Origin of the sequence: uncultured Collinsella sp., assembly GCF_959026545.1 — a bacterium.
Taxonomy (GTDB): domain Bacteria; phylum Actinomycetota; class Coriobacteriia; order Coriobacteriales; family Coriobacteriaceae; genus Collinsella.
Genome location: NZ_CAUFLV010000005.1, coordinates 19537 through 39355, shown reverse-complemented (window position 1 = coordinate 39355; position 19819 = coordinate 19537). Strand labels below are relative to the sequence as shown.

Genomic DNA, 19819 nt, shown 5'->3' with positions numbered 1-19819 from the left:
ATCGCGCAATCCTGGGGTTTTGTCTTGAGGCTTCTTGAGGTTCAGCGCACAAACAGGATATTTTGACCACTTGACCGGAATCGTATGGGGCGCCAAGCCCTCGGCCTTAGATCTTATTCATTCACCACTGCGATTCATGCCATTTTATGCAAGACCGCCCGGTTCCATGGAAGCCGGGCGGTCTTGCCGCGCGCCACTTGAAAGCCCATGCGCAAAGCGCGCAACCGGTGCTGCCGAAAAGACGCATCCGAGACGCGAAGCGCCTACTCCCCGAGCAGCACCCTCAACCGATCCTGCTCGATGACCTCAATCAGCTCGAACATCCCCTCGCTGAACGCAAAATGCATGATGCTGCAGTTGCCGGGCACCTTCCCATGATCGAACCCGCCGTCGGGCACCCATCGGGTCAGGAACTCGCGACATGCCGACCCGTGGCTCACCGCCAACACGCGCTCATGGCCGGGACGCGCCATGATTTGCGCAAGCGCATCGCTCACACGACGGCGCACGTCCACCTGCGCCTCACCACCGAAGGGGACATAGAAATCGCCCCACGGGAACGGCGGCATAAGGCTCACGCGCTCCCCCTCGAACGCGCCGAACCCCCATTCACGCAGGTCCTCGACGCGCTCATAGCTCATATCCACGATGCGCTCGATAGTCTGCTGCGTGCGGGTCAGCGTGGAAGTGTACGCATGGTCAAACGTGATTCCCTCGCGCTCGAAATACCTGCCGATGCGCTCCGCCTGCTCCTCGCCCTCGAGCGTGAGAGGCGCATCGCACCAACCTTGGATCACTCGCTTCTCGTTGAACATGGTCTTGCCGTGTCGGACAAGATACAGGTCGCCGTGCATCAATACCCCCCTTTGGCGCCCCGTCGCGCGGGCGGGCGTCGCATTTGTTTACATCTATGTGTTCCGATTGTATCAATCGACGGCGAAATGCCGACCAAGCCCGTCCTTGACCTTAACGTTGCGGAAAGGTTTATTCTACGGACGATCGACGTCGAGGAGGCCGACATGGACTTACGGGAAACATACGGCATCGGAGAGGTCTCCAAGATCGCGGGAGTATCGACCCGCACCTTGCGTTTCTACGAGGAAGAGGGGCTGCTGAAGCCCACGAGGGGCCCCAACGGGTACCGCCGCTACACGCCGGCGGACATCGACCGCCTGCAGGAGATCCTGCTCTTGCGCCACATGGGCGTAGGCACGGCCGAGATCCCACGCGCCCTGAGCGCCACCGAAGATGAGCGCCGCCGCGCGCTCGCCCATCATCTCGAAACGCTCAAGACGGAGCATGCGCGCCTCGAGGCGCTCATCCGCACCGTCGAAACCACCATCGCACACATCGAGAAAGGAACGCCCATGAGCGACAAGGCCAAATTCGAGGGCATGAAGCGGGGCCTCATCGAGGACAACGAGCACGAGTACGGCAAGGAGGTTCGCGAGCGCTGGGGAGACGCCGCGGCAGACGAGGCGAACCGCAAGATGCTCAATCTGAGCGAGGGGGAATTCGAGCGCTTCCAGGAGTTGGGACGGGCCATCAACGAGGCGCTCGAGGCCGCCGTGACCGCGGGCGCCGACCCGACGGGCCAAGAAGGCGAGCGCATCTGCTCCATGCACCGCGAGTGGCTCGGATTCACCTGGAACTTCTACACGCCCGAAGCGCATCGCGGCCTGGCCGAGATGTACGTCGCCGACGAGCGCTTCACCGCATACTACGACGGGAACGTCGCCGGGTGCGCCACCTGGCTGCACGGTGCGATCACCGCGCACGCGAGGTAGGAGCGGGGGCGGCCCGGTGTGCGGCAGCTCGACGCGTTACGGCGAAGTTCCCCCTGTGCGGGGCGCCCCGCCGACAGAACATCGATGCGCCGCTGTGGCCCGGACGGAACGCGCGCTCAAGCTGAACACGTTCCGTCACGCCCGCTCGAGCAGGTCGAGGCATGCGGGCTTCATGCGGTAATGCCCGATGATGCGTCCATAGCGCTCCAGCCCGTCCTCCTCATAGCACAGCTGGAACGGGCTCGCATGGTGGATGAGATACGGGATCCCCTGCACGTTGCGGCGATCGGACACGATACCGACATGCCCTTCGTACAGTACGATATCGCCACCGCACCACTGGTCGATCTCCCGCACATCATTGGTAAGACTCAGGGCATGGGCACCCAAGAACACCTCGAGGTTCGGGGTGCGGCGAAAATCGATCGCCGGATCCGGGGCGGCGATGCCGTAGGCGTCCGGACGGTGGACGATGTCGGCAGCCACCAGCCGTTGCAGGTCATAGCCGGCATCCCGACATGCAATGGCGACGACGTCGGTGCAGACGCCGAACTCGTCATCGGGATATCCGGAAGCGTAATAGGCGCTCTTGTAATGCGGTCGCGTCCCGATGTACGAGAGGGCGGCGGCGAGAATATCCTCGTCGTCCGGAATGCCATCGAAATCGACGTCGGGAGAGTCCACGGCGCCGCTAAGAGCGATGCCCGCGGCGCCTCCCCCGTCTGAACAGCAATCTTGCCCATACCGATCCGCGGGACGTCGGGCCGACGTGATGCACAGGCGCCCCGTAGCGATGAGGCCCAATCCCACCACGGCAAGCACGCAGGCCATCACGGCAACCAGGACACAGGCCTTGCGGGTTCCGCCACGTCTCTTACCCATTTCTACCCTCCGTCCCATCTCCACGACCGACGACAGGCTCGCGTAGCGAGCAAACCCACGAGCTGCGGACAACCAAGAGTCGCCCGCCCTTAGCAGCCAGCATCGAATTGCGTCCGGGCGAACCAGTACCATTATCCCAAGGGACCATTTTGCGCGGGAGGTACATGATGAGAATCTTCCTGATATCTTTCATTGTCACGTTCACGGCGAATCGCATCTGGCGTGCACGCCGCTCAGGGCATCGCTAGAGGGTCGCTTATGGACGAGAGCGTACAGGTGTTGGTGGAGCAGATGACCTTCGGGCTCATCGCATTCGGGGTCGACATATCGCTATTCTTCGCCTGGGTGTACATCGAATATCGAAAGCACCCCGCAGCGGAACGGCGGATCCTTCGCAAGAGACTCCTCATCGCATTGGGGCACGGCGCCCTCAATTTGATCAAATTCGCGATTCTCCTCGTTGCGGGGCTCTTCATCGCCGTCTCTTGGCTCGCCCTTAAGGAGAATCCGGCGCCACGTCGCCGATGAAGGTGTCGTATATGCAGAGCCAGGAAGCTATCGCGCGGTCCATCGCAGAGCGGGCGGAGAGGCATCGGCGGGCGATGGAAAAGCTGGTGCAGCTACAACCATAGAGAAACGTCACACGCAGCGGCAACTTGACCATCTTGCTGCCCACGGAGCATCTCCGTCAAATCGCCAACGCCGCCCATCGATAGATAACTTCCACTCACTGATTAAAATGAATTCACTTGAAATCTTCCATTTTCAATCCCTTACAATACGGTTGTTCTTGGGCTGTAATCCGTGAGGAGCATAACCAGGCAGCTGACAATTCAAAGATGCACGGGCTGTTACTCTTCGAGGCATAACCGTGGAGGCCAAGGGTCTTCTTACGGTTGCGTCGAAGAGTTTTTCTTTATGAGCGTGGTTCCAGCTCACTGATTCGCGCCCGTCATCACGGGCAGACAGAAAGGAGGTGTAATAATGCGAGCGATCAAGAAGATCAACAATAATGTCGTCACCTGCATAGATGACGACGGTAATGAGCTCATCGCCATGGGTCGAGGCTTGGGCTTTGGCGAGTTGCCTCGTGATCTCAAGCTGTCGGAGATATCTCGAACCTTCTACGATGTCGGAAGTCGCTATCTTTCCGCAGCTGGCGACCTACCAGAAGAAGTTCTCGAGTTCGCGGCAAAAATAGTCGACGTCGTACGGAACCAGCTTCCCTATGAACTGTCCCCGAACCTCACGTTCATTCTCGCCGACCACATCGCCTATGCGGTGGAACGAGCTCGAAAGCAGATGTACATTCGAATGCCCATGGCGTATGACGTCCAACAGAGCTATCCAGACGAATACAGACTTGGCTCTTTCGCCGTCCGTCGCATCGAAAAGGAGTTCGGCGTTGGGCTTCCCCGCGAAGAAGCAGCCGGCATCGCCCTCAATCTCGTGAACGCGCAGATGTCAACCGAGGAGATACGCGCATCCGAAACCACCGCAGACGACCGCATGCTCGAAGATGTGACAGAGATCATCGAGGGCTCTTTCGGAATCGCCGTCGACCGCACGTCATTCGCCTTTTCTCGCTACGCAACGCACATGCTGTATCTATTCAAGCGGCTGCGCATCGGCGACAACTTGGAAGCCGCGGGCTTGGATGCCAGCATGCTCACGAGCATGCGCGAGCAATTCCCCCAGGGCGCATCATGTGCAGACGCGATCGCCCGCCACATATTCAGCTCATGGGGGCGCAAGCTCTCCGATGATGAGACGCTGTACATCATCATCCACATCAGCAGGATCTGCTCGTAGCGACCCATGCAATCCGCATCGCGCCGCACCACGAACCCGATCAAGGAACCACGCGCCAACACGGCGCATGTCGAAGGACTGTTACTGGGTGTTCGCGCAGTCGACCGTCCCAGGCATAACCTTTGCAGCATCACCAGCACGACCAATTAGGTCACTGAACTGCAAGGAGTTCGACATGAAATACGAACAACTCTGCAATGATATTTTGCAGATCATCTCGACCGATAATATCCAAGACGTCTTTTGCTGCATCACGCGCCTGCGTCTCATCGTGAAAGACAAAAGCATCATCGACCGCGAGCAGCTCGAGGCTATCGAGGGCGTCCTGCAAGTCAAAGAGATGGGCAATCAAATCCAGCTCGTCATTGGCACCCACGTGCCCGACGTCTACCGTGAGTTCTGCAGCATCACAGGTTTTAAGGAAAAAGACGTCATCGATGATGACGACGAGCAGCCTACGGGCGAGAAGGCCCCCATCTCCTCGATGATCCTTGAGACGCTATCCTCGATTTTCCTCCCCGTTCTTCCCGCGTTCTGCACGGGCGGCATGATCAAGAGCCTCGTCCTCATCCTCACGACCTTTGGGCTCATCGCTGGTGACAGCGGAGTCGCCACCGTGCTGAACGCCGTCGGCGACGCCCCGTTCTACTTCCTCCCGTTCCTCGTGGGCATGACGACGGCCAAGCGCTTTGGGCTCAATCAGGTCTTCGGACTCATGATCGCCGGTTGCCTGCTGTATCCCACATTCCTGAACCAGACCGCTGGAGCCTCCATCCAATTCCTGTTCTTCCAGGTTCCGGCATATAGCTACGCCTCTTCGGTTCTGCCCACCATCCTATGTGTCATCGCGTTCTCGTACCTGTACAAGGCCGTCGATCGTTGTATCCCCGCAAATCTCAAGATCGTCCTCTCGGGAACGATCTCCTTTGCAATCTTCATGCCCGTCTTGCTCGCCGTGGTAGCTCCGCTCGGTAACTACGCGGGCATCCTGCTGAGCCAGGGCATCAACGCCGGGTTTGCCACCATGGGCCCGATCGCCGGCGCGCTGTTCGGCGGCCTGCTGCCCTTCATCATCATGGCAGGCATGCACTCCGCCACCTTCCCCGTCATTCTCCAGAATCTCGCCACCACTGGATTCGACGTGCTTATGCCAGGCTTCTTTGTGAACAACATCGCCGTCGCCGGCGCAACCATCGGCGCATCCTTCAAACTCAAGGGCAAGATGCGCTCCGCCGCGTTCTCCAACGGCGCCATCGGCCTGCTCGGCATCACCGAACCCGCCCTGTACGGCATCGATGTCAAGTACAAGCAGCCGCTCATCGGTGCCATCCTCGGCGGTGCCGCCGGAGGTGCCGCCTACATGCTGTTCGGCGTGAAATGCTTTGTCTTTGCACAGCCCGGTCTGTTCAGCATCCCGGGCTACATCGACGGCACGAGTAACCTGATGTTCATGGGGATCTCCCTGCTCATCGCCTTTGTAACCGCCTTTGCGTACTCGTTCGTCATGACCAAGGACACCGACGGATCTAGCGACACCGCTTCGACTCAGCTGTAGCGCACCGCCCGTTTCCGCACAGTCGCGGCGCGCCGCCCTGCTGCAGCGCGCCACCCCGCAGCTGTTCGGCCAAAACGCACCGCACGGCTGCACCCGCAAACCGGTTTTATCAAAAGGAGAGCACATATGAACGTATTTCCCAGCACATTCCTCTGGGGCGGCGCCACCAGCTCCGCTCAATTTGAGGGCGGCTACAACCTCCATGGCCGCGGCCTGTCCCATCTGGACTTCATCGACTTCGTCCCCAAAGACGAGCGTCCCGACGGCCGCATGACCATGGAGATCACCCAGGGACGCTTTGAGAACGCCCGCAAAGACGATGGCGCGATGAACTTCCCGTATCGGCGCGGCAGCGAGTTCGTCAGCCATTACAAAGAGGACATCGCGCTCTTGGCCGAAATGGGCTTCAAGACATTCCGTATGTCCATCTCGTGGACGCGCCTGTTCCCCACGGGCAAGGAGGAGCGCCCCAGCCCTGAGGGCATCCAGTTCTACCACGATGTGTTTGCCGAATGCCATAAGTACGGCATTGAGCCCCTGGTGACCATGATCCACTACGAGGTGCCCATTGCGCTCACCGACGAATACAACGGCTGGGAGTCGCCAGAGCTCATCGACCTGTTCGTCAAGTTCTCGCGAACGCTGATCGATGAATATAAAGACGAGGTCACGTATTGGATCACCTTCAACGAGATTAACATGGCCCTGTGCTCTCCGTACATGGGCGGCGGCTCGCTGGTGTACCGCTCTAAGAAAGACCGCCTCTCTTTAGCCCACCAGATCATGCACCATCAGTTCCTCGCCTCGGCCAAAACCATCGCCTACGCGCACGACGTCGCCCCGCAGTGCAAAATCGGCTGCATGATCGCCCGACTCGAGTGCTACCCGTACACTTGCAAGCCGACTGATGTTGCTGCCACGGTGCTCGAAGACCAGCTCAACCTGAATCCCTACGACGTCATGGCGCGCGGTGCCTACTCCAAGCGCGTGCTGCGCTATTTCAACGAGGCGGGCATCGATATCGACTTCGTCGACGGTTACGAGGATATCCTGAGGTCAAGCACGGTCGATTTCCTTGCCTTCAGCTATTACATGACCTATGTGGTAAGCGGAGATGAGGATAAACGGGAGAACCCCGGAGGCCTGATCAAGAACCTGCGCAACCCGTATATCAAGACGAACGACTGGGGCTGGGGCATCGATCCCGAGGGACTGCGCATCACGCTCAACCGCATTTACGACCGGTACCAGATGCCGATCTTCATCGTTGAGAACGGTCTGGGAGCGGCAGACACCCTGGAGTCGGATGGAACGGTCCACGACGCCTACCGCATCGACTATCTCCGAGAGCACATCCGCGCCATGCGCGAGGCGGTTGCAGACGGCGTCGATCTCATGGGCTACACCACATGGGGCTGCATCGACCTTCCGTCCGCCTCGCTCGCCGAGATGGTCAAGCGCTATGGATTCGTGTACGTCGATGCAGATGACTACGGCAACGGAACCTATGACCGTTACCGCAAGGACAGCTTCTATTGGTACAAGAAGGTCATCGCATCCAACGGCGAAGACCTGGATTAAACCCATCGACGTCCTCACTGCACCCGAAAATGCAACACGAATGGGTGGGGTCCGGAATGCCCGGACCCCACCCATTCCCATGACCGTCTAAATCGGCATCGAACAAAATGCCTTACGCGGCGGGCTGTTCCGCATTCCGCTTAATCCCCTTGATGACCGCCATCAAATCAAGCTGTTGCTGCGAATTGAACATGCGAATAAAGGATTGCGGCCGATCAAACGGGGGCTGCGTCAAGGCAACCGGCTCCATATAGCCGTTCTCTACCACGTAATCCACCACACGCTTCACGAAGGAAATCTGCTGCTCATTGAGGCTCTGGTCGTTCAGGAAGTTCGCAAAAGCAGCCATGGCAGCATCATGATCGAGATGAACCAGTCTGCGAACCAATAACCCAAACGGCGTATCGCCGTAAGCCTTGGCGTAATCCTCGGCGTTACCAAGATCATGCGTGAAGATCCGCTCGAGCTGCTCGAACTCAAATTCCGTCATGGGCTGGTTGTTGCGCAGCTTATGAATCACCAATGTATCGGCATAGTCCTTGAGATAACGCTCGACCTTCAGCCTATAGTCCTCAAAGTCCTCGCCGATATCCGCCTCAACGCCATAAACGACCTGCGTAACCGGATCATCAAGATGCGTAATGACGTCACGTCTGCCCTTGCCAACCACGATAAAACGAATGAGACCACGCAGCTCCTTGCGGATACCCTCCATATCCAGAAGATTCGCATCGTCGAGAATCTGCCCATCAAAGACCTCGTCAATCAAGGGCAACTTGTCCTTGACCTGGGGAATGGTTGCCGCCTTTTGCAAGCAAGCAGCAATCGAAATCAGCCGAGACTTATAGCCAGCGGTTTTCCCGCCCTGGCAGGCGGCAATCATGTAGCCGTACATAAGCGCATCGAATCTCAAGGCGTCAACATCTGCCTCGTCATTTACCACAAGCATTGAGATCGGTGACTTGAGCTCGGCAAATGATGTTGGGGTTAGCAACTGAAATGACTCGACGCGGCGATACTTCTCCACCTCGCGGCGATGCCTACGAACAGAAAAAAGCTCGTCATTCAACGCCACAACTTGGCTTCGCATGGTATCCACGAGCTCTTGGCGCAGGCTCTGATAGTCATCGGCGGCAAATGCGCTCTCCTGCATCAGCATGGCCAGTTCAGCTTGACGCTGAAAAACCTGCTCCGTCAAAGACAAGGCGATCTTACCCTCTGAAACATTCAGCCGCTCTCGGAAAAACTCGAAGTTCTTGCACCAATCAAAAATGAAGAAGCGCTCTTTGTCCACATGTGGGCCGTCCAGAGGATCAACGACTTCAAGGCCCTCACACAGACGAGTTCCGCGGCCAATCATCTGCCAAAACTTTATCTTCGAGCGCACTTTCTTGAAAAAGACGAGGTTGACGATTTCGGGTACGTCAACGCCAGTGTCCATCATATCGACCGACACGGCGATAACTGGCAACGGTTTGACCTCGAAATCATCGATTACAGTGTGCGAATAATCATCCGAATGTAGCACCGTCTTTATATAATCCCCTGGGAGATTTGGATATAGTTTTCCAAAACGCTCAACGATGAACCGAGCGTGTTTTTGGCTCTGCGCAAAGATAACGGTCTTTCCGAGCGTTTGACCGCCGTTTACCTTGATGCCCTTCTCCATGAGGGTTTCCAACACACCATCCACCGTAGACTCGTTAAACACCCATTGGTTGATCTCGCACGACTCGATCTTTTCGGGCACATCTTGCCCCGTCTCCCCGAAGTCTTCCTCAAGCGTCTCGCGATCCTCCTCGGACAAATCGTCGTACGTTATGCCGTCGTCCATGAAGCTCGTATGGGTCTCGATGCCGAAATACGGCACGAGAACATGATCGACCTCTGTGGCGGTGTTGTACTCATACACGTAGGTGGGCACTCCGCGCTCGACCTCAAAAAAGTCGTACGTGTTGCGATCGACCTCGTTCGCCGGCGTAGCAGTAAGGCCAACAACAAGTGAATCAAAGTAGTCGAAGATCGCTCGGTACTTTTTGAAAATGGAGCGATGTGCCTCATCAACGATGATGAGGTCGAAGTGCGCAGGGGTAAACATGAGGTTGCCGGCCTCATTGTGCTCCCTGTCAATCGCATTGAGAATGGTCGGGTACGTAGAGAATACGATGCGAGCGTTGCGGTCATCCTTGTTAGACACAAGATTGCACAGCGTCTCATTTGGCAGATAATCCTGGTAGCCGCTTTTGGCCTGACGAACAAGTGCCACGCGGTCCGCAAGGAACAAGACGTTCTTAACGAGCCCGGAACGCATGAGGACGTCCGTCAAGGCAGCCGAGACACGGGTCTTCCCCGTTCCGGTTGCCATGACAAGCAGACTCTTTCGATGGCCTGATTCGATATTGGCACACACGCGCTCGATGGCCTCTACCTGGTAGTAGCGTTTGCCACCGCCGGCAATGGCCTCATTCACCCGCAATGTACTCGGCTTGACGGTGCCATTCCGACGATTGATTATCCTCTGAAGCTCATCTTGAGAGAAGAAACCGCTCACCTTTCGCATCGGAGCGGAATCGTCGTCCAAGAAAAAAGTCTCGAATCCATTCGTAAGGAAGATTGGGGGCCTGTAGCCATACTCGTTTTCCAAGCATCGAGCATACAGGCGCGCCTGCTGGATGCCCTTCTGCGGGGAGTACATAGTCCTCTTTGCCTCGACAATGGCAAGGGGGCGATTGTCCTTTCCCAAGAGCAGATAATCGATATAACCCGTACCGGAATCGGAATCCTTCTCTCGAGGCATCCCTGTAACCTCACGCTCTTCGAGCGCGTTCTCGTCAATCTTCCAGCCGGCGAGGGCAAGATCCCAATCGATGTAATGCTTGCGCGTCTTATACTCGCTGATTTCCTCCGGATTGAAAGATCGCATCTCGATGTGAGAAGCTTTATCGACGGCGGCTTGGGCACTCATCGCCTTTAGCTGAGCCTCAAGACGCTTGATCTCTTCCTCCTTTTGAGAAATCAACTCTTCGCGCGCCTTGATGGCTTTAACCTGCTGAAGGGTGAGCTGAACGCCCTTCTTTGGAATCTTCGCCTCATCGAAGCGACGATTCTCATATTCCGGGCCGTAGCAATAATCGATCCAGTCGACGAAATCAAAGAGGGACCTCAGCGACAGGACTGCATCCTCGGCGGCGACACGGCGCTCCGTGTGAACAGAGAGATTTCCGAGTTTGTTTATGCCGATGAGCCTGCGCCAAACACGCTCATCAACACACTCCCTAAACGACTGCTCATGCAAAAGCGACGAGAGATTGTCGCGGTACGGCATGCTAATGGAATTATCGATTGCATAGACCCATTTAACAGACAGCTCGAGTGCCTTGCGACAACCAACCGCACAGAGCGCGGGAGAAGTCGCGTAGATCTTCTCGGCCTCGATGCAAGCATCGGCAAAGAGGTCGTAATACCCGTCGGCACGCTTTAGGAATCCGAAGTTCATGGCGTTCTCACTCGCTGTTCAGGGGAATAACACGCGAAACAACGCAATTATAGACCCATATGCCTTTAGCAAGTTAAACCTCGATTTGTCGACCTCGGCGACGAAATCTAAGAAACAATCCTGTTCCGGCAGCGGAGGTATCGGCACCTCTACATTCGACATCAGCTTTTGATTGAGATTCTGGACGTTGGCACCCCTGCCAAACATTTGCTGACGCATTGACGGATGCCTTAGCGCCCATACCAGGTAGGGAATCCTCACCCGATCAGATTCGATCCGCAAACGAATGCAAAATCCACTGTAGACAGCTTTCTCACCATTTGGAAAAACCGCCAAGCATCGACCCACAAGCCTCTTGTTTCCGTTCGAACGAACGAAAACAATGTCCCTATCTTTGAGAAAATATCCCTCCGAGGGCATGGTATCTAGATTGACGCGCCCCATCTCAGAAACGCCGTTGATAAATGTGCGGTCTTTGAAATCTCCAACACCCAAGCAGGGCAACTCGATTCCGCTTTCTTTGGATTTGAAGTTCATTCCATTCTTGCATCTACCGAGTGACGTAAGGCTGGCTGAATCCCAGCTCATTGTGTTTTCGGCAGGATCCCCGAACATCTCGACAAACCGGGATTTGACGAGGGTGTCGAGCAATTCTAGCTGAGACTCCGTCCCCCTCTTCTGGGCAACCAAAGCATCGAGCACACCGACAACCGATAGCATGTCGCTTTTCGAATACAACGGAACAATAAGAGATTCGAAACTTGCAGCCTTCAAATTATTGATATTCGAACCAGAGCAAACCCTTTCAATTGCTTTTCGGTACTGCCAGCTCTGGAAATAATGGCCGAGGTATTCCGGCTCACCGGTTTTTGGACGAAGCACGCAACAAAAAGCACCAAATGTAATAGGCATATCATTTTCTACAAGAGCGGCTTTTCCAACCAGGCTCTTACTGCCACTCGAAGCGCAGATTAAAATATCGCCCTTTCGCAAGAGCTGCTTTGGCTTGACCTTCGATTTATCAACGTATTGAACATCATCGAACGACAGCCTGCCGTCCTGGATATTGTTTGCTCGAAGCAGGATGTAACTACCACGGTCCAGTTCCTCATGAAGATCGACGGCAGCCTTATATGTCACTCCTCGCACGTATTCGACGCGCCCCTTAAGCTTCACCCACTCCCCGTCAAACGGGGGTTCGTCAGCCGATGTACTTGTGATGTGATCGCTTCACATTTTGCTGATCGACCATGGCGTAGCAGAGCGTTGTCTCAATCTTACTGTGTCCCAACAGCACCTGCACCTGCTCGATCGGCATCCCCTTATCAATCGCTTTCGTCGCAAGGGTCCGCCGGAACTTGTGCGGATGCACGCGCTCTCCAATCGCCGACCTCCCAAGTTCGCGCAACCGCGTCTCGACACCGCTGATTTCAAGTCGTTTATAGGGATAGTTGAGCGAAACGAATAGCGCCTCATTTTCGTCAATTCGCTGCTCGAGGTAAGCGCTTAGATGAATCTTTGCTCGTGCATCGAAATAAACTTTCCGCTCTTTATTGCCCTTGCCCTTAACCACGCACTCTCGATTTGTCAGGTCGATATCCCGCCTGTTGAGCTTCACGAGCTCGCCAACGCGCATTCCCGTTGATGTCAAAAGGTCGACGATTGCAAGGTCTCTAGCTGTTTTGCATCCGTCCCTTAAGACTTCCATCGACTCATCGGTAATAATGGGCTTGACCGCTTTGAGCGATCGAATTTTCTTGATTCGTCTGACGGGGCTCTTGTAAACAATGTCCTCGATCTCAAGCCATGAAAAGAAGCTCGATATTATCCGCCGGATATTGTCCACCGTAACATTACTCACCCGACCGCCCTGCTGACACGCCGTCAAATACCCACGCACATCATCGGTCGTAACTTCGATAAAGGATTTGTCAATGGCGCTGGAGAAACGTTCAAGCGCCTGCGAGTAATACCGAATGGTTCTAGTGGAACAGCCCTCGACAGACTTTGCAGACAAAAACGCATCTATCGTCTCACCGTTAGTGGAAAATTGGGTGTTCCTCAGAGGAAAGTCGCCCGCGTCGAGCAGGCAATGATCGAGCACGGAATGTAGTTTTCCCAGCTGATCGTTGCTAAGAATCGGCGCCATAAGTCGCTCGATCTCCTTGATGACAAGCACCTTCTCATTCATGAGGACACTCCTTACCGCACGTGAACACATGCGGTAAGGATGCAGCAACGAACTGCTTAGCCAAAATACTCCTGAGCAAGACTGTTATAGAGCATCTGCAGCTTTTCGATCTTCTGTTGAACGACAAACCTCGATTTGTCGACCTCGGCGACAAAGGCGGCGAATTCTTGCTGGAGGGCGAGTGGGGGCAGAGGAATGTCAAGATCCGCAACGTTCCCTTGATTGATACTGCACTGATTTGCTATCCGAGCACGAGATTTGATTTGTTCTCTGATATCGCTAGAGTTCAAGAACGCAGTGATATAGGCAAGATCGAGCCTGCTTTCGTCTACATGGAAGCGCATCATGTTCGATTCAAATACAGTAGGTTCAACCAGTCCATATATCCAGGCAATCTTGCCAACTCGCTCGATACTCCCATTCACCCTGTTTATCACAATGTCGTTTTCGCGCAGGCTGTAAATCTCAATTTCAGATTCGGAGCATTCCAGGCGTCTAAGATTATCATAGCTCTCAATATAGCCTGCTTGGAAGGCATCCACGCGCACGATAGGGACACCGCCCTCGCCAATGTAAAACTTCTGAGGCTTATATAGTCCATTCTGAGGATTAACGGACAAAAGGGTCCCCAGTTTCCGAGTTTCATACTTGTAACCGGAACTTAAACTCCCGAACATCTCGACAAACCGGGATTTGACGAGGGTGTCGAGCATGGCAATCTGGCCGTTTGCCTCCTTGATTAGCGATCTGACTTCGTCAAGCGTGTTCACAACCCTAACCTGCTCATCGACAGAGGGCAGGAGAATTTCCATCTCGCGAAGTCCATCGGCGGTCAATGTCCTCCTTCTCGCCGTGGTTCCTCGCATCTTGTCTGCGTAGTAAGCCATGCTTCTTGGACTATGCAGCGCAAATTCAAGGTATGACGGATCGACCCGACCGAGATTGATATTCCAAACGTTATACGCGGGACTCATAATCCCCGGAACATCATGATGCTGAACGTAAATCACACCCTCATCAATCGGGAATCCAACAACGAGCTGATTCTTCTTCACCACCTTATATGAACTAGTATCCTTCGACGCAATTGTTTTCTTAAAACGTCCAGCCTGCTCAACGATTCCGTCACGCATGGTCATCGAGTAGACGGGATATTTCCCATCGCCGCAGCGCTCAATCGGAGCCTTTGATATAAGCTCTCCGAGCTTCACCCGCTCCCCGTCAAACGGGGGTTTGTTCGCGGGCATCAGAGATCACCTTCAAGCATCTTGTGAAGCTCAGCCAGTCCGGCAGCAAACTGAGCATTCAACTCATCCAGCTCGGCGAGAATCTCGCTTGTAGGTGGGTACTCAATACGCTCGTACTCGGTTTTGGTGTACTTGTTAAAGCTGAAGTCGTACTCGTTATCGATTATTTCCTGCTTGGGAACAAGGAAGCTCTTCTCAGTACGCTCGCGCTCAGACTCGGAACCAAGGTTCGCCCAGCGTGCAAGAATATCGGGGATATCGTTGTTCTTCTCATCCAGATCACGCTTATCATCAAGCGTGTAGCCGTCCGACTCCATGTTGTAGAGCCACACGTTATCCGTGCCACCGGCGTTTGTCTTGGTGAATATCAGAATTGCCGTACTCACGCCTGAATACGGCTTGAACACGCCACTCGGCAGATAGATGATTGCCTCGAGTTTATGGTCCTCCACGAGTTGCTGACGCAGCTGACGATACGCCTTTGAGTTCGAACGGAACAAAACTCCATTGGGAACAATGCACGCGCAGCGACCACCGAGCTTAAGCATGCGCAAGAACAGAGCAACGAACAAAAGCTCGGTCTGCTTGGTCTCGACGATAGCGCGTAGCCCCTTATCGATATCCTCAACGTCAACAGAGCCCGTAAACGGTGGATTGGCCAAAATGACATCGTACTTTGAACCAATCGTGTTCTTCTGGGAAATACTATCAAGGTAACGCACATCGGGCGCATCGACGCCATGGAGCATAAGGTTCATAGCGCTGATGCGCAGCATCGTCTGGTCGATTTCAAAACCGTTAAACTGCGGCGCAGCCCCATTTGTTCCAGCAAACGTATCCCACTGCTCAGCAGCCATATCATTCCCATAACGCTTGCGAATATGCTCGGCGGCAGAAATCAAGAAGCCGGCCGTTCCGCATGCCGGATCGCATATAAGCTCCCCCGCCTTGGGATCGATAAGCTGCACCATCAAATCGCGAATATGCTTTGGCGTGCGAAACTGTCCGTTCGTACCAGCAGTGCTGAGCTTGGAAAGCATGTATTCGTACAAGTCGCCCAGGTCGCCAATATGCTCGTCGAAGTCAGCCAACAGTTCTTCAACGCCGGTAACCGCCTTTTCCAAAAGCGCGGGCTTACCCGCCGGGAATCCAAACGTAGCATTCTCCATAGTCTTGGAAAACGCAGTCTTCCCACCCAGCGTTTTGATGAACGGAAAAGCGAAGCGATCGACGATGTGGTACATATCCTCGGCACGCTTGTCCTTGAAAGAGCTCCAGCGAATCTCCCTGCCCTCGATTTTTTCACTGCGATCGTTCACGAAGGCCTCGGGGAAAATATGAGGCTGCTCCACTCCAAGCATGTTCTCCAAGCGCTCCATCTCGAGTTCTTTCTCATCAAGAGAGCGCATGAACATGAGGTACGTCAGATTACTGATAACGTCGAGCGGGTTGGTGATGCCACCCTCCCACATCTTCTGCCAGATAGCATCAACCTTATTTTTGGCTGCTCCGGTAATCACCTTGCCGGTCCTTCCCATCAAGGGCTAATCTCACATGATTAAGGTTACCCTCTACCCCACATCAAATAAAGAGTGGGCTGATGAGGAGGTCGACAACCCCATCAGCCCATTTCTGCAAATCACTATAGCCAGCTCACTGTTGCACGCATCGCCATTGCTTCATTGGTCTGCGGAGCGTGCCATCCCCTATCCCAATGCAGCGCGAGGCCTGTCGGAACCCGGATTGGACGCAATGCGGTCGTTAATCGAATCAATCGTCACGTAGGTCCTACGCCCACGCCTATAACCCTTGAGAATGCCAGAGTCGAGCATGTGCGTCACTCGTCCGGGGCTCACTCCGAGAAGACGTGAGGCCTCGGCAGCAGATACCGTCTCTCCTTCAACGATGTAGTCCGCATCAACCTCAAAAAAGACCATAAATGCTGCTCCATCAACCTCATAGGTGCTGGAAGCCGGTATCGGATCTCCATGAGGCATAAGCGATGCCACATACGTTTTCGCCGAATCGGCAGCCATGGCTATGGCCTCTTCCCGCGTATCTCCGAAGCTGAAGCAGCCCGGCAGGTCCGGAACCACAGCATCGAAACCGCCTTCCTCATCGGGTGTGAGTACAACCTGATACATAGACTGACCCACAAAGATCAACCCCCCTTATGAACACAGAGCTATATCTAGCCTGCTTCCTTGACTATGCCCCATATATCCCAATTGAACTATCCCTTAACGGCAGGGCATCATCGATCCCAACGGTAGACTGTCTATAGACATCTCCACGTAAGAAAGGACCCCATGCCCACCCTCATCATCGACGCTGACGCGTGCCCGGTCACCCGTGAGGCGCTCGCCTGTGCGCGCTCTGCACGCATCCCCGTGCTGATCGCCGGCAACTCCACGCAAAACCTCGCCCGCCGCATCCGCCGTGACGACCCGCGCGACGCCGAGCACGCCCGCGGGCGCGACGCCACGCACCCTGGCTTTTGGGCGGAGACGCTTGACGTCTCCTGCGGCGCCGACAGCGCGGACTTTGCCATCATCGAGCGCCTTCAGCCCGGCGACGTGGTGGTCACCCAAGACATCGGCCTCGCGAGCATGGTGCTCGGCCGCGGAGCCGCGGCCATCGGGGTGCGTGGCCATGTCTACAACAAGGCGACCATCGACATGCAGCTGTTCATCCGTCACGAAGAGAAGAAGGTCCGCCGCGCGGGCGGACGCACACAGGGGCCGGCCGCCTTCACCGACGACGACCGTGAGCGCTTCCAGCGCAACCTCGCCCAACTCCTGCGCGAGGCGCTCGACAACTAAATCGCGCTACAGCCCCAGCGCTGCGAACACCAGGCCCCAAACGCATGCGACCAAGAACAGCCCGGCCACGATCACGGTATTCTCGCGCGGATGGCGATTGGTGCGGAACAGCACGAGGTACCCGACGCCGGCGGACGCGAGCAGGCCGGCCATGAGGGGCGCGAAGCCCAGCACGCCCTCCAGGTAGAGCTGCGTGATCACCACGCTCGCCGAGCAGTTGGGCACCAGGCCCACCAGCGCGGAGGCGAATACCGCGAGCAGCCGATTGCCCGAAAGGAACGCGGCCAAAGCGTCCTCACCCATCGTTTCCAGGACGAGCACCAGCGCGAACGTTACCAGGAAGATGAAGAGGCTCACCTGCACGGTGTGCGAGACGGCGCTCATCACGATTGACCCGACGATTCCGAAGCGTCCACCGGCATGACCATGGTCATGACCGTGGCCGTGATCATGGTCACAACCCGAAACATGTCCGTCGGCGTGCTCGTGACCGTGGTCATGACCGTGCTCGTGGCCGTGCTCGCCCCCATGCGCATGCACGTGACGATGCCCGCAGCCACAATGGTCCTGTTCGCACAGACAGCAGATGTGCTCGGCGGTCTCCCCGCCCTCGGCCATCTGATCCACCACATCGGCCTCCATGCCATCGCGGCGAACGGAGAGCACCGTGCGACGCAAGAACGCGTGCACGCGAGCATTCCTGCGCAGCGCGCGGATGGCGAGGTCCGCCACCACGCCCGTGATGAGCGCGACCAGAACCTTCAGCCCCAGCACGCGAAACAGCAAACCCGCCTCGACCTGCTCGGCAACCAACATGGGCAGCATCTCGTCGGACGTGGAGAGAAACACCGCCACGAGCGTACCGAGCGTCACCACGCGTCCAGCGTAGAGTGTAGCCGCCATGGCCGAGAAGCCACACTGCGGGACCACGCCCAGCAGTGCGCCGACAACCGGTCCGGCAGCGCCCGCTCGGCGCACAACCGCGTTCGCGCGGGCACCCGCGGCATGTTCGAGCGCTTCGAGCGCGATGTAGGTCACAAACAGGAACGGCACGAGCGCGAGGGTGTCCTCGAGCGCATGCTCAAAGAAATGCAGCAGCAGATCCACGAACGACTCTCCTCAACGGGAACATCCAACGGGACCCGACGCCCCGAGGGTAGCTGTTTACATACCCCGTGCGCCACCTGGCAAACACGCGATACGCGAGTGAACCAGTATACTAATAGTTTCCCTTGGATAACTCATGACGACAGACAGCATTTCACAACCATAAAAAATCTGCCCGACCGCAGCGCCGCGCAGTCGGGCGACAGTTGCACTCGGTGGTTCGCCGCTCAGCCGCTAGGCACTAGTTGGTGCCGATGGACATCGTCTCGGGCAGGGTGCTGCCGCCGTCGATGACGATCTGCGAGCCGGTGAGGTAGCTGGATTCATCGCTGCCGAGGAACGCGAAGAGCTCGCCCACCTCGATGGGGTTGGCCAGGCGCTTCATAGGCACGCCCACGGCGATGTCGGCGATGGCGGACTCGGGGTCGTCGGGGTTGGACTCGAGCGCCATCTTCTCGACCATCGGGGTGCGGGCGTAGCCCAGCTGGGAGCAGTTCACGCGGATATTGCGATCGGCGTACTCCACCGCCAGGCACTTGGTGAGACCCACGAGCGCGGCCTTGGTCATAGCGTAGGCGGCCTCGCCGGCGTCCGCCACGATGTCGCCCGTGACGGAGGACGCGATCACGATGTTGCCTCCGCCCTGCTTGAGCATGTAGGGCACCACGGCCTTGCAGGTGTTCCACACGCCCTTGATGTTCACGTCGATGTGGAAGTCGCGCGTGGCGTCGTCCATCTCCTCGAACGGGGCGAGGCGGCACACGCCCGCGTTGCAGCAGGCGACGTTGATCTCGCCGAAGGTCTCGATGCCCTTCGCGGCGGCCTCGTCCATCTGGGCTCGGTCGGCCACGTTTGCCACCACGGTAATGATCTCGGAGCCGTACTCCTCGCGGAGCTTCGCGGCGGTCTCCTCCACCGAGGGGGACAGGTCGACCATGATGAGCTTTGCGCCGTACTTGGCATAGGCCATGGCGATTCCCTCGCCCAGGCCGGCGGCGGCGCCGGTGATGAGAGCGACCTTACCATCCAACTTAACCATCTGCAGCCTCCTTTTCTTCGACAGCTTGTGGGTGCCTACCCCTCGATTGTACCGCCGGCGCACGGACGCCGCTGAGCCCCTCCGAAGACCCGACCACGCGGCCCCGTGAGATCGGCGGGCGAGCGACAAGGCGCCGCGGGCAACCGGGCACGCGCGGCACCGGCAATCCGCCGGCTTGGCACCGGCAATCCGCCGGCTTAAAAGTTTCACACCCTAAACACTTCGACCCTTCGATGACCCTCTATACTCTTGAGCGGAAACTTCGACCGCCGCGCATTCCCCGCGGGCCCGCCGCAGGCG

The 19819-nt window shown here is 56.6% G+C and carries 16 protein-coding genes; 6 read left to right on the top strand and 10 right to left on the bottom strand.

Features of this window, described 5'->3' with window-relative positions; translation table 11 throughout:
• Positions 1-263 precede the first annotated feature (263 nt).
• Positions 264-854, bottom strand: coding sequence for a histidine phosphatase family protein (locus Q5Q88_RS03830; protein ID WP_118653145.1), 591 nt, complete (start codon positions 852-854; stop codon positions 264-266).
• A gap of 165 nt (positions 855-1019) precedes the next feature.
• On the opposite strand from Q5Q88_RS03830, the gene Q5Q88_RS03825 reads away from it, so the two are divergent.
• Positions 1020-1787, top strand: a complete 768-nt coding sequence (locus Q5Q88_RS03825; protein WP_294122815.1) for a MerR family transcriptional regulator — start codon at positions 1020-1022, stop codon at positions 1785-1787.
• A 135-nt stretch (positions 1788-1922) separates the two neighbouring features.
• Here the strand turns inward: Q5Q88_RS03825 and Q5Q88_RS03820 are convergent, their stop codons facing one another.
• Positions 1923-2669 (bottom strand): DUF1287 domain-containing protein, encoded by a 747-nt coding sequence (locus Q5Q88_RS03820; protein ID WP_294122814.1) that lies wholly within the window; start codon positions 2667-2669, stop codon positions 1923-1925.
• 258 nt (positions 2670-2927) lie between these two features.
• On the opposite strand from Q5Q88_RS03820, the gene Q5Q88_RS03815 reads away from it, so the two are divergent.
• The 4 genes from Q5Q88_RS03815 to Q5Q88_RS03800 all read left to right on the top strand — a co-directional run bounded on the left by Q5Q88_RS03815 (position 2928) and on the right by Q5Q88_RS03800 (position 7617).
• Positions 2928-3197, top strand: a complete 270-nt coding sequence (locus Q5Q88_RS03815; RefSeq protein WP_294122812.1) for a hypothetical protein — start codon at positions 2928-2930, stop codon at positions 3195-3197.
• 456 nt (positions 3198-3653) lie between these two features.
• A complete protein-coding gene (locus Q5Q88_RS03810; protein ID WP_294122810.1) occupies positions 3654-4481 on the top strand; it encodes a PRD domain-containing protein in 828 nt (275 codons plus the stop codon).
• Positions 4482-4656: 175 nt separating this feature from the next.
• On the top strand, positions 4657-6036 hold the full coding sequence (locus Q5Q88_RS03805; RefSeq protein WP_302741858.1) for a PTS transporter subunit EIIC: 1380 nt from the start codon (positions 4657-4659) through the stop codon (positions 6034-6036).
• Between the two features lie 126 nt (positions 6037-6162).
• A complete protein-coding gene (locus tag Q5Q88_RS03800; protein WP_302741857.1) occupies positions 6163-7617 on the top strand; it encodes a family 1 glycosylhydrolase in 1455 nt (484 codons plus the stop codon).
• Between the two features lie 112 nt (positions 7618-7729).
• Here the strand turns inward: Q5Q88_RS03800 and Q5Q88_RS03795 are convergent, their stop codons facing one another.
• The 6 genes from Q5Q88_RS03795 to Q5Q88_RS03770 all read right to left on the bottom strand — a co-directional run bounded on the left by Q5Q88_RS03795 (position 7730) and on the right by Q5Q88_RS03770 (position 16707).
• On the bottom strand, positions 7730-11113 hold the full coding sequence (locus tag Q5Q88_RS03795; protein WP_294122803.1) for a DEAD/DEAH box helicase family protein: 3384 nt from the start codon (positions 11111-11113) through the stop codon (positions 7730-7732).
• 18 nt (positions 11114-11131) lie between these two features.
• Positions 11132-12289 (bottom strand): restriction endonuclease subunit S, encoded by a 1158-nt coding sequence (locus tag Q5Q88_RS03790; protein WP_302741856.1) that lies wholly within the window; start codon positions 12287-12289, stop codon positions 11132-11134.
• Positions 12290-12314: 25 nt separating this feature from the next.
• On the bottom strand, positions 12315-13304 hold the full coding sequence (gene xerA / locus Q5Q88_RS03785) for a site-specific tyrosine recombinase/integron integrase (protein ID WP_302741855.1): 990 nt from the start codon (positions 13302-13304) through the stop codon (positions 12315-12317).
• A 56-nt stretch (positions 13305-13360) separates the two neighbouring features.
• Entirely contained in the window at positions 13361-14551 is a 1191-nt protein-coding gene (locus Q5Q88_RS03780) for a restriction endonuclease subunit S (RefSeq protein WP_302741854.1), read from the bottom strand.
• Positions 14551-16089 carry an N-6 DNA methylase gene (locus Q5Q88_RS03775; protein WP_302741929.1) on the bottom strand — a complete coding sequence of 513 codons (1539 nt, stop codon included), beginning with the start codon at positions 16087-16089 and terminating at the stop codon, positions 14551-14553. Before Q5Q88_RS03775 ends, Q5Q88_RS03780 begins: the two co-directional genes overlap by 1 nt.
• Before the next feature lie 168 nt (positions 16090-16257).
• Positions 16258-16707 carry a type II toxin-antitoxin system HicB family antitoxin gene (locus Q5Q88_RS03770; RefSeq protein ID WP_302741853.1) on the bottom strand — a complete coding sequence of 150 codons (450 nt, stop codon included), beginning with the start codon at positions 16705-16707 and terminating at the stop codon, positions 16258-16260.
• Between the two features lie 153 nt (positions 16708-16860).
• On the opposite strand from Q5Q88_RS03770, the gene Q5Q88_RS03765 reads away from it, so the two are divergent.
• The gene (locus tag Q5Q88_RS03765; RefSeq protein WP_302741852.1) at positions 16861-17373 is read left to right on the top strand and encodes a DUF188 domain-containing protein; all 513 of its coding nucleotides are present in this window, start codon (positions 16861-16863) and stop codon (positions 17371-17373) included.
• A gap of 6 nt (positions 17374-17379) precedes the next feature.
• Here the strand turns inward: Q5Q88_RS03765 and Q5Q88_RS03760 are convergent, their stop codons facing one another.
• Positions 17380-18480, bottom strand: a complete 1101-nt coding sequence (locus Q5Q88_RS03760) for a putative manganese transporter (RefSeq protein WP_302741851.1) — start codon at positions 18478-18480, stop codon at positions 17380-17382.
• A gap of 241 nt (positions 18481-18721) precedes the next feature.
• Positions 18722-19519: an SDR family oxidoreductase UcpA gene (gene ucpA / locus Q5Q88_RS03755; protein ID WP_302741850.1), complete on the bottom strand. Its 798-nt coding sequence runs from the start codon at positions 19517-19519 to the stop codon at positions 18722-18724.
• Between the last annotated feature and the right edge of the window lie 300 nt (positions 19520-19819).

Coding starts and splice junctions, on each gene's coding strand:
- Q5Q88_RS03830 (WP_118653145.1), bottom strand. CDS start 854: ATGCACGGCGACCTGTATCTTGTCCGACACGGCAAGACCATGTTCAAC.
- Q5Q88_RS03825 (WP_294122815.1), top strand. CDS start 1,020: ATGGACTTACGGGAAACATACGGCATCGGAGAGGTCTCCAAGATCGCG.
- Q5Q88_RS03820 (WP_294122814.1), bottom strand. CDS start 2,669: ATGGGTAAGAGACGTGGCGGAACCCGCAAGGCCTGTGTCCTGGTTGCC.
- Q5Q88_RS03815 (WP_294122812.1), top strand. CDS start 2,928: ATGGACGAGAGCGTACAGGTGTTGGTGGAGCAGATGACCTTCGGGCTC.
- Q5Q88_RS03810 (WP_294122810.1), top strand. CDS start 3,654: ATGCGAGCGATCAAGAAGATCAACAATAATGTCGTCACCTGCATAGAT.
- Q5Q88_RS03805 (WP_302741858.1), top strand. CDS start 4,657: ATGAAATACGAACAACTCTGCAATGATATTTTGCAGATCATCTCGACC.
- Q5Q88_RS03800 (WP_302741857.1), top strand. CDS start 6,163: ATGAACGTATTTCCCAGCACATTCCTCTGGGGCGGCGCCACCAGCTCC.
- Q5Q88_RS03795 (WP_294122803.1), bottom strand. CDS start 11,113: ATGAACTTCGGATTCCTAAAGCGTGCCGACGGGTATTACGACCTCTTT.
- xerA (WP_302741855.1), bottom strand. CDS start 13,304: ATGAATGAGAAGGTGCTTGTCATCAAGGAGATCGAGCGACTTATGGCG.
- Q5Q88_RS03780 (WP_302741854.1), bottom strand. CDS start 14,551: ATGCCCGCGAACAAACCCCCGTTTGACGGGGAGCGGGTGAAGCTCGGA.
- Q5Q88_RS03775 (WP_302741929.1), bottom strand. CDS start 16,089: ATGGGAAGGACCGGCAAGGTGATTACCGGAGCAGCCAAAAATAAGGTT.
- Q5Q88_RS03765 (WP_302741852.1), top strand. CDS start 16,861: ATGCCCACCCTCATCATCGACGCTGACGCGTGCCCGGTCACCCGTGAG.
- ucpA (WP_302741850.1), bottom strand. CDS start 19,519: ATGGTTAAGTTGGATGGTAAGGTCGCTCTCATCACCGGCGCCGCCGCC.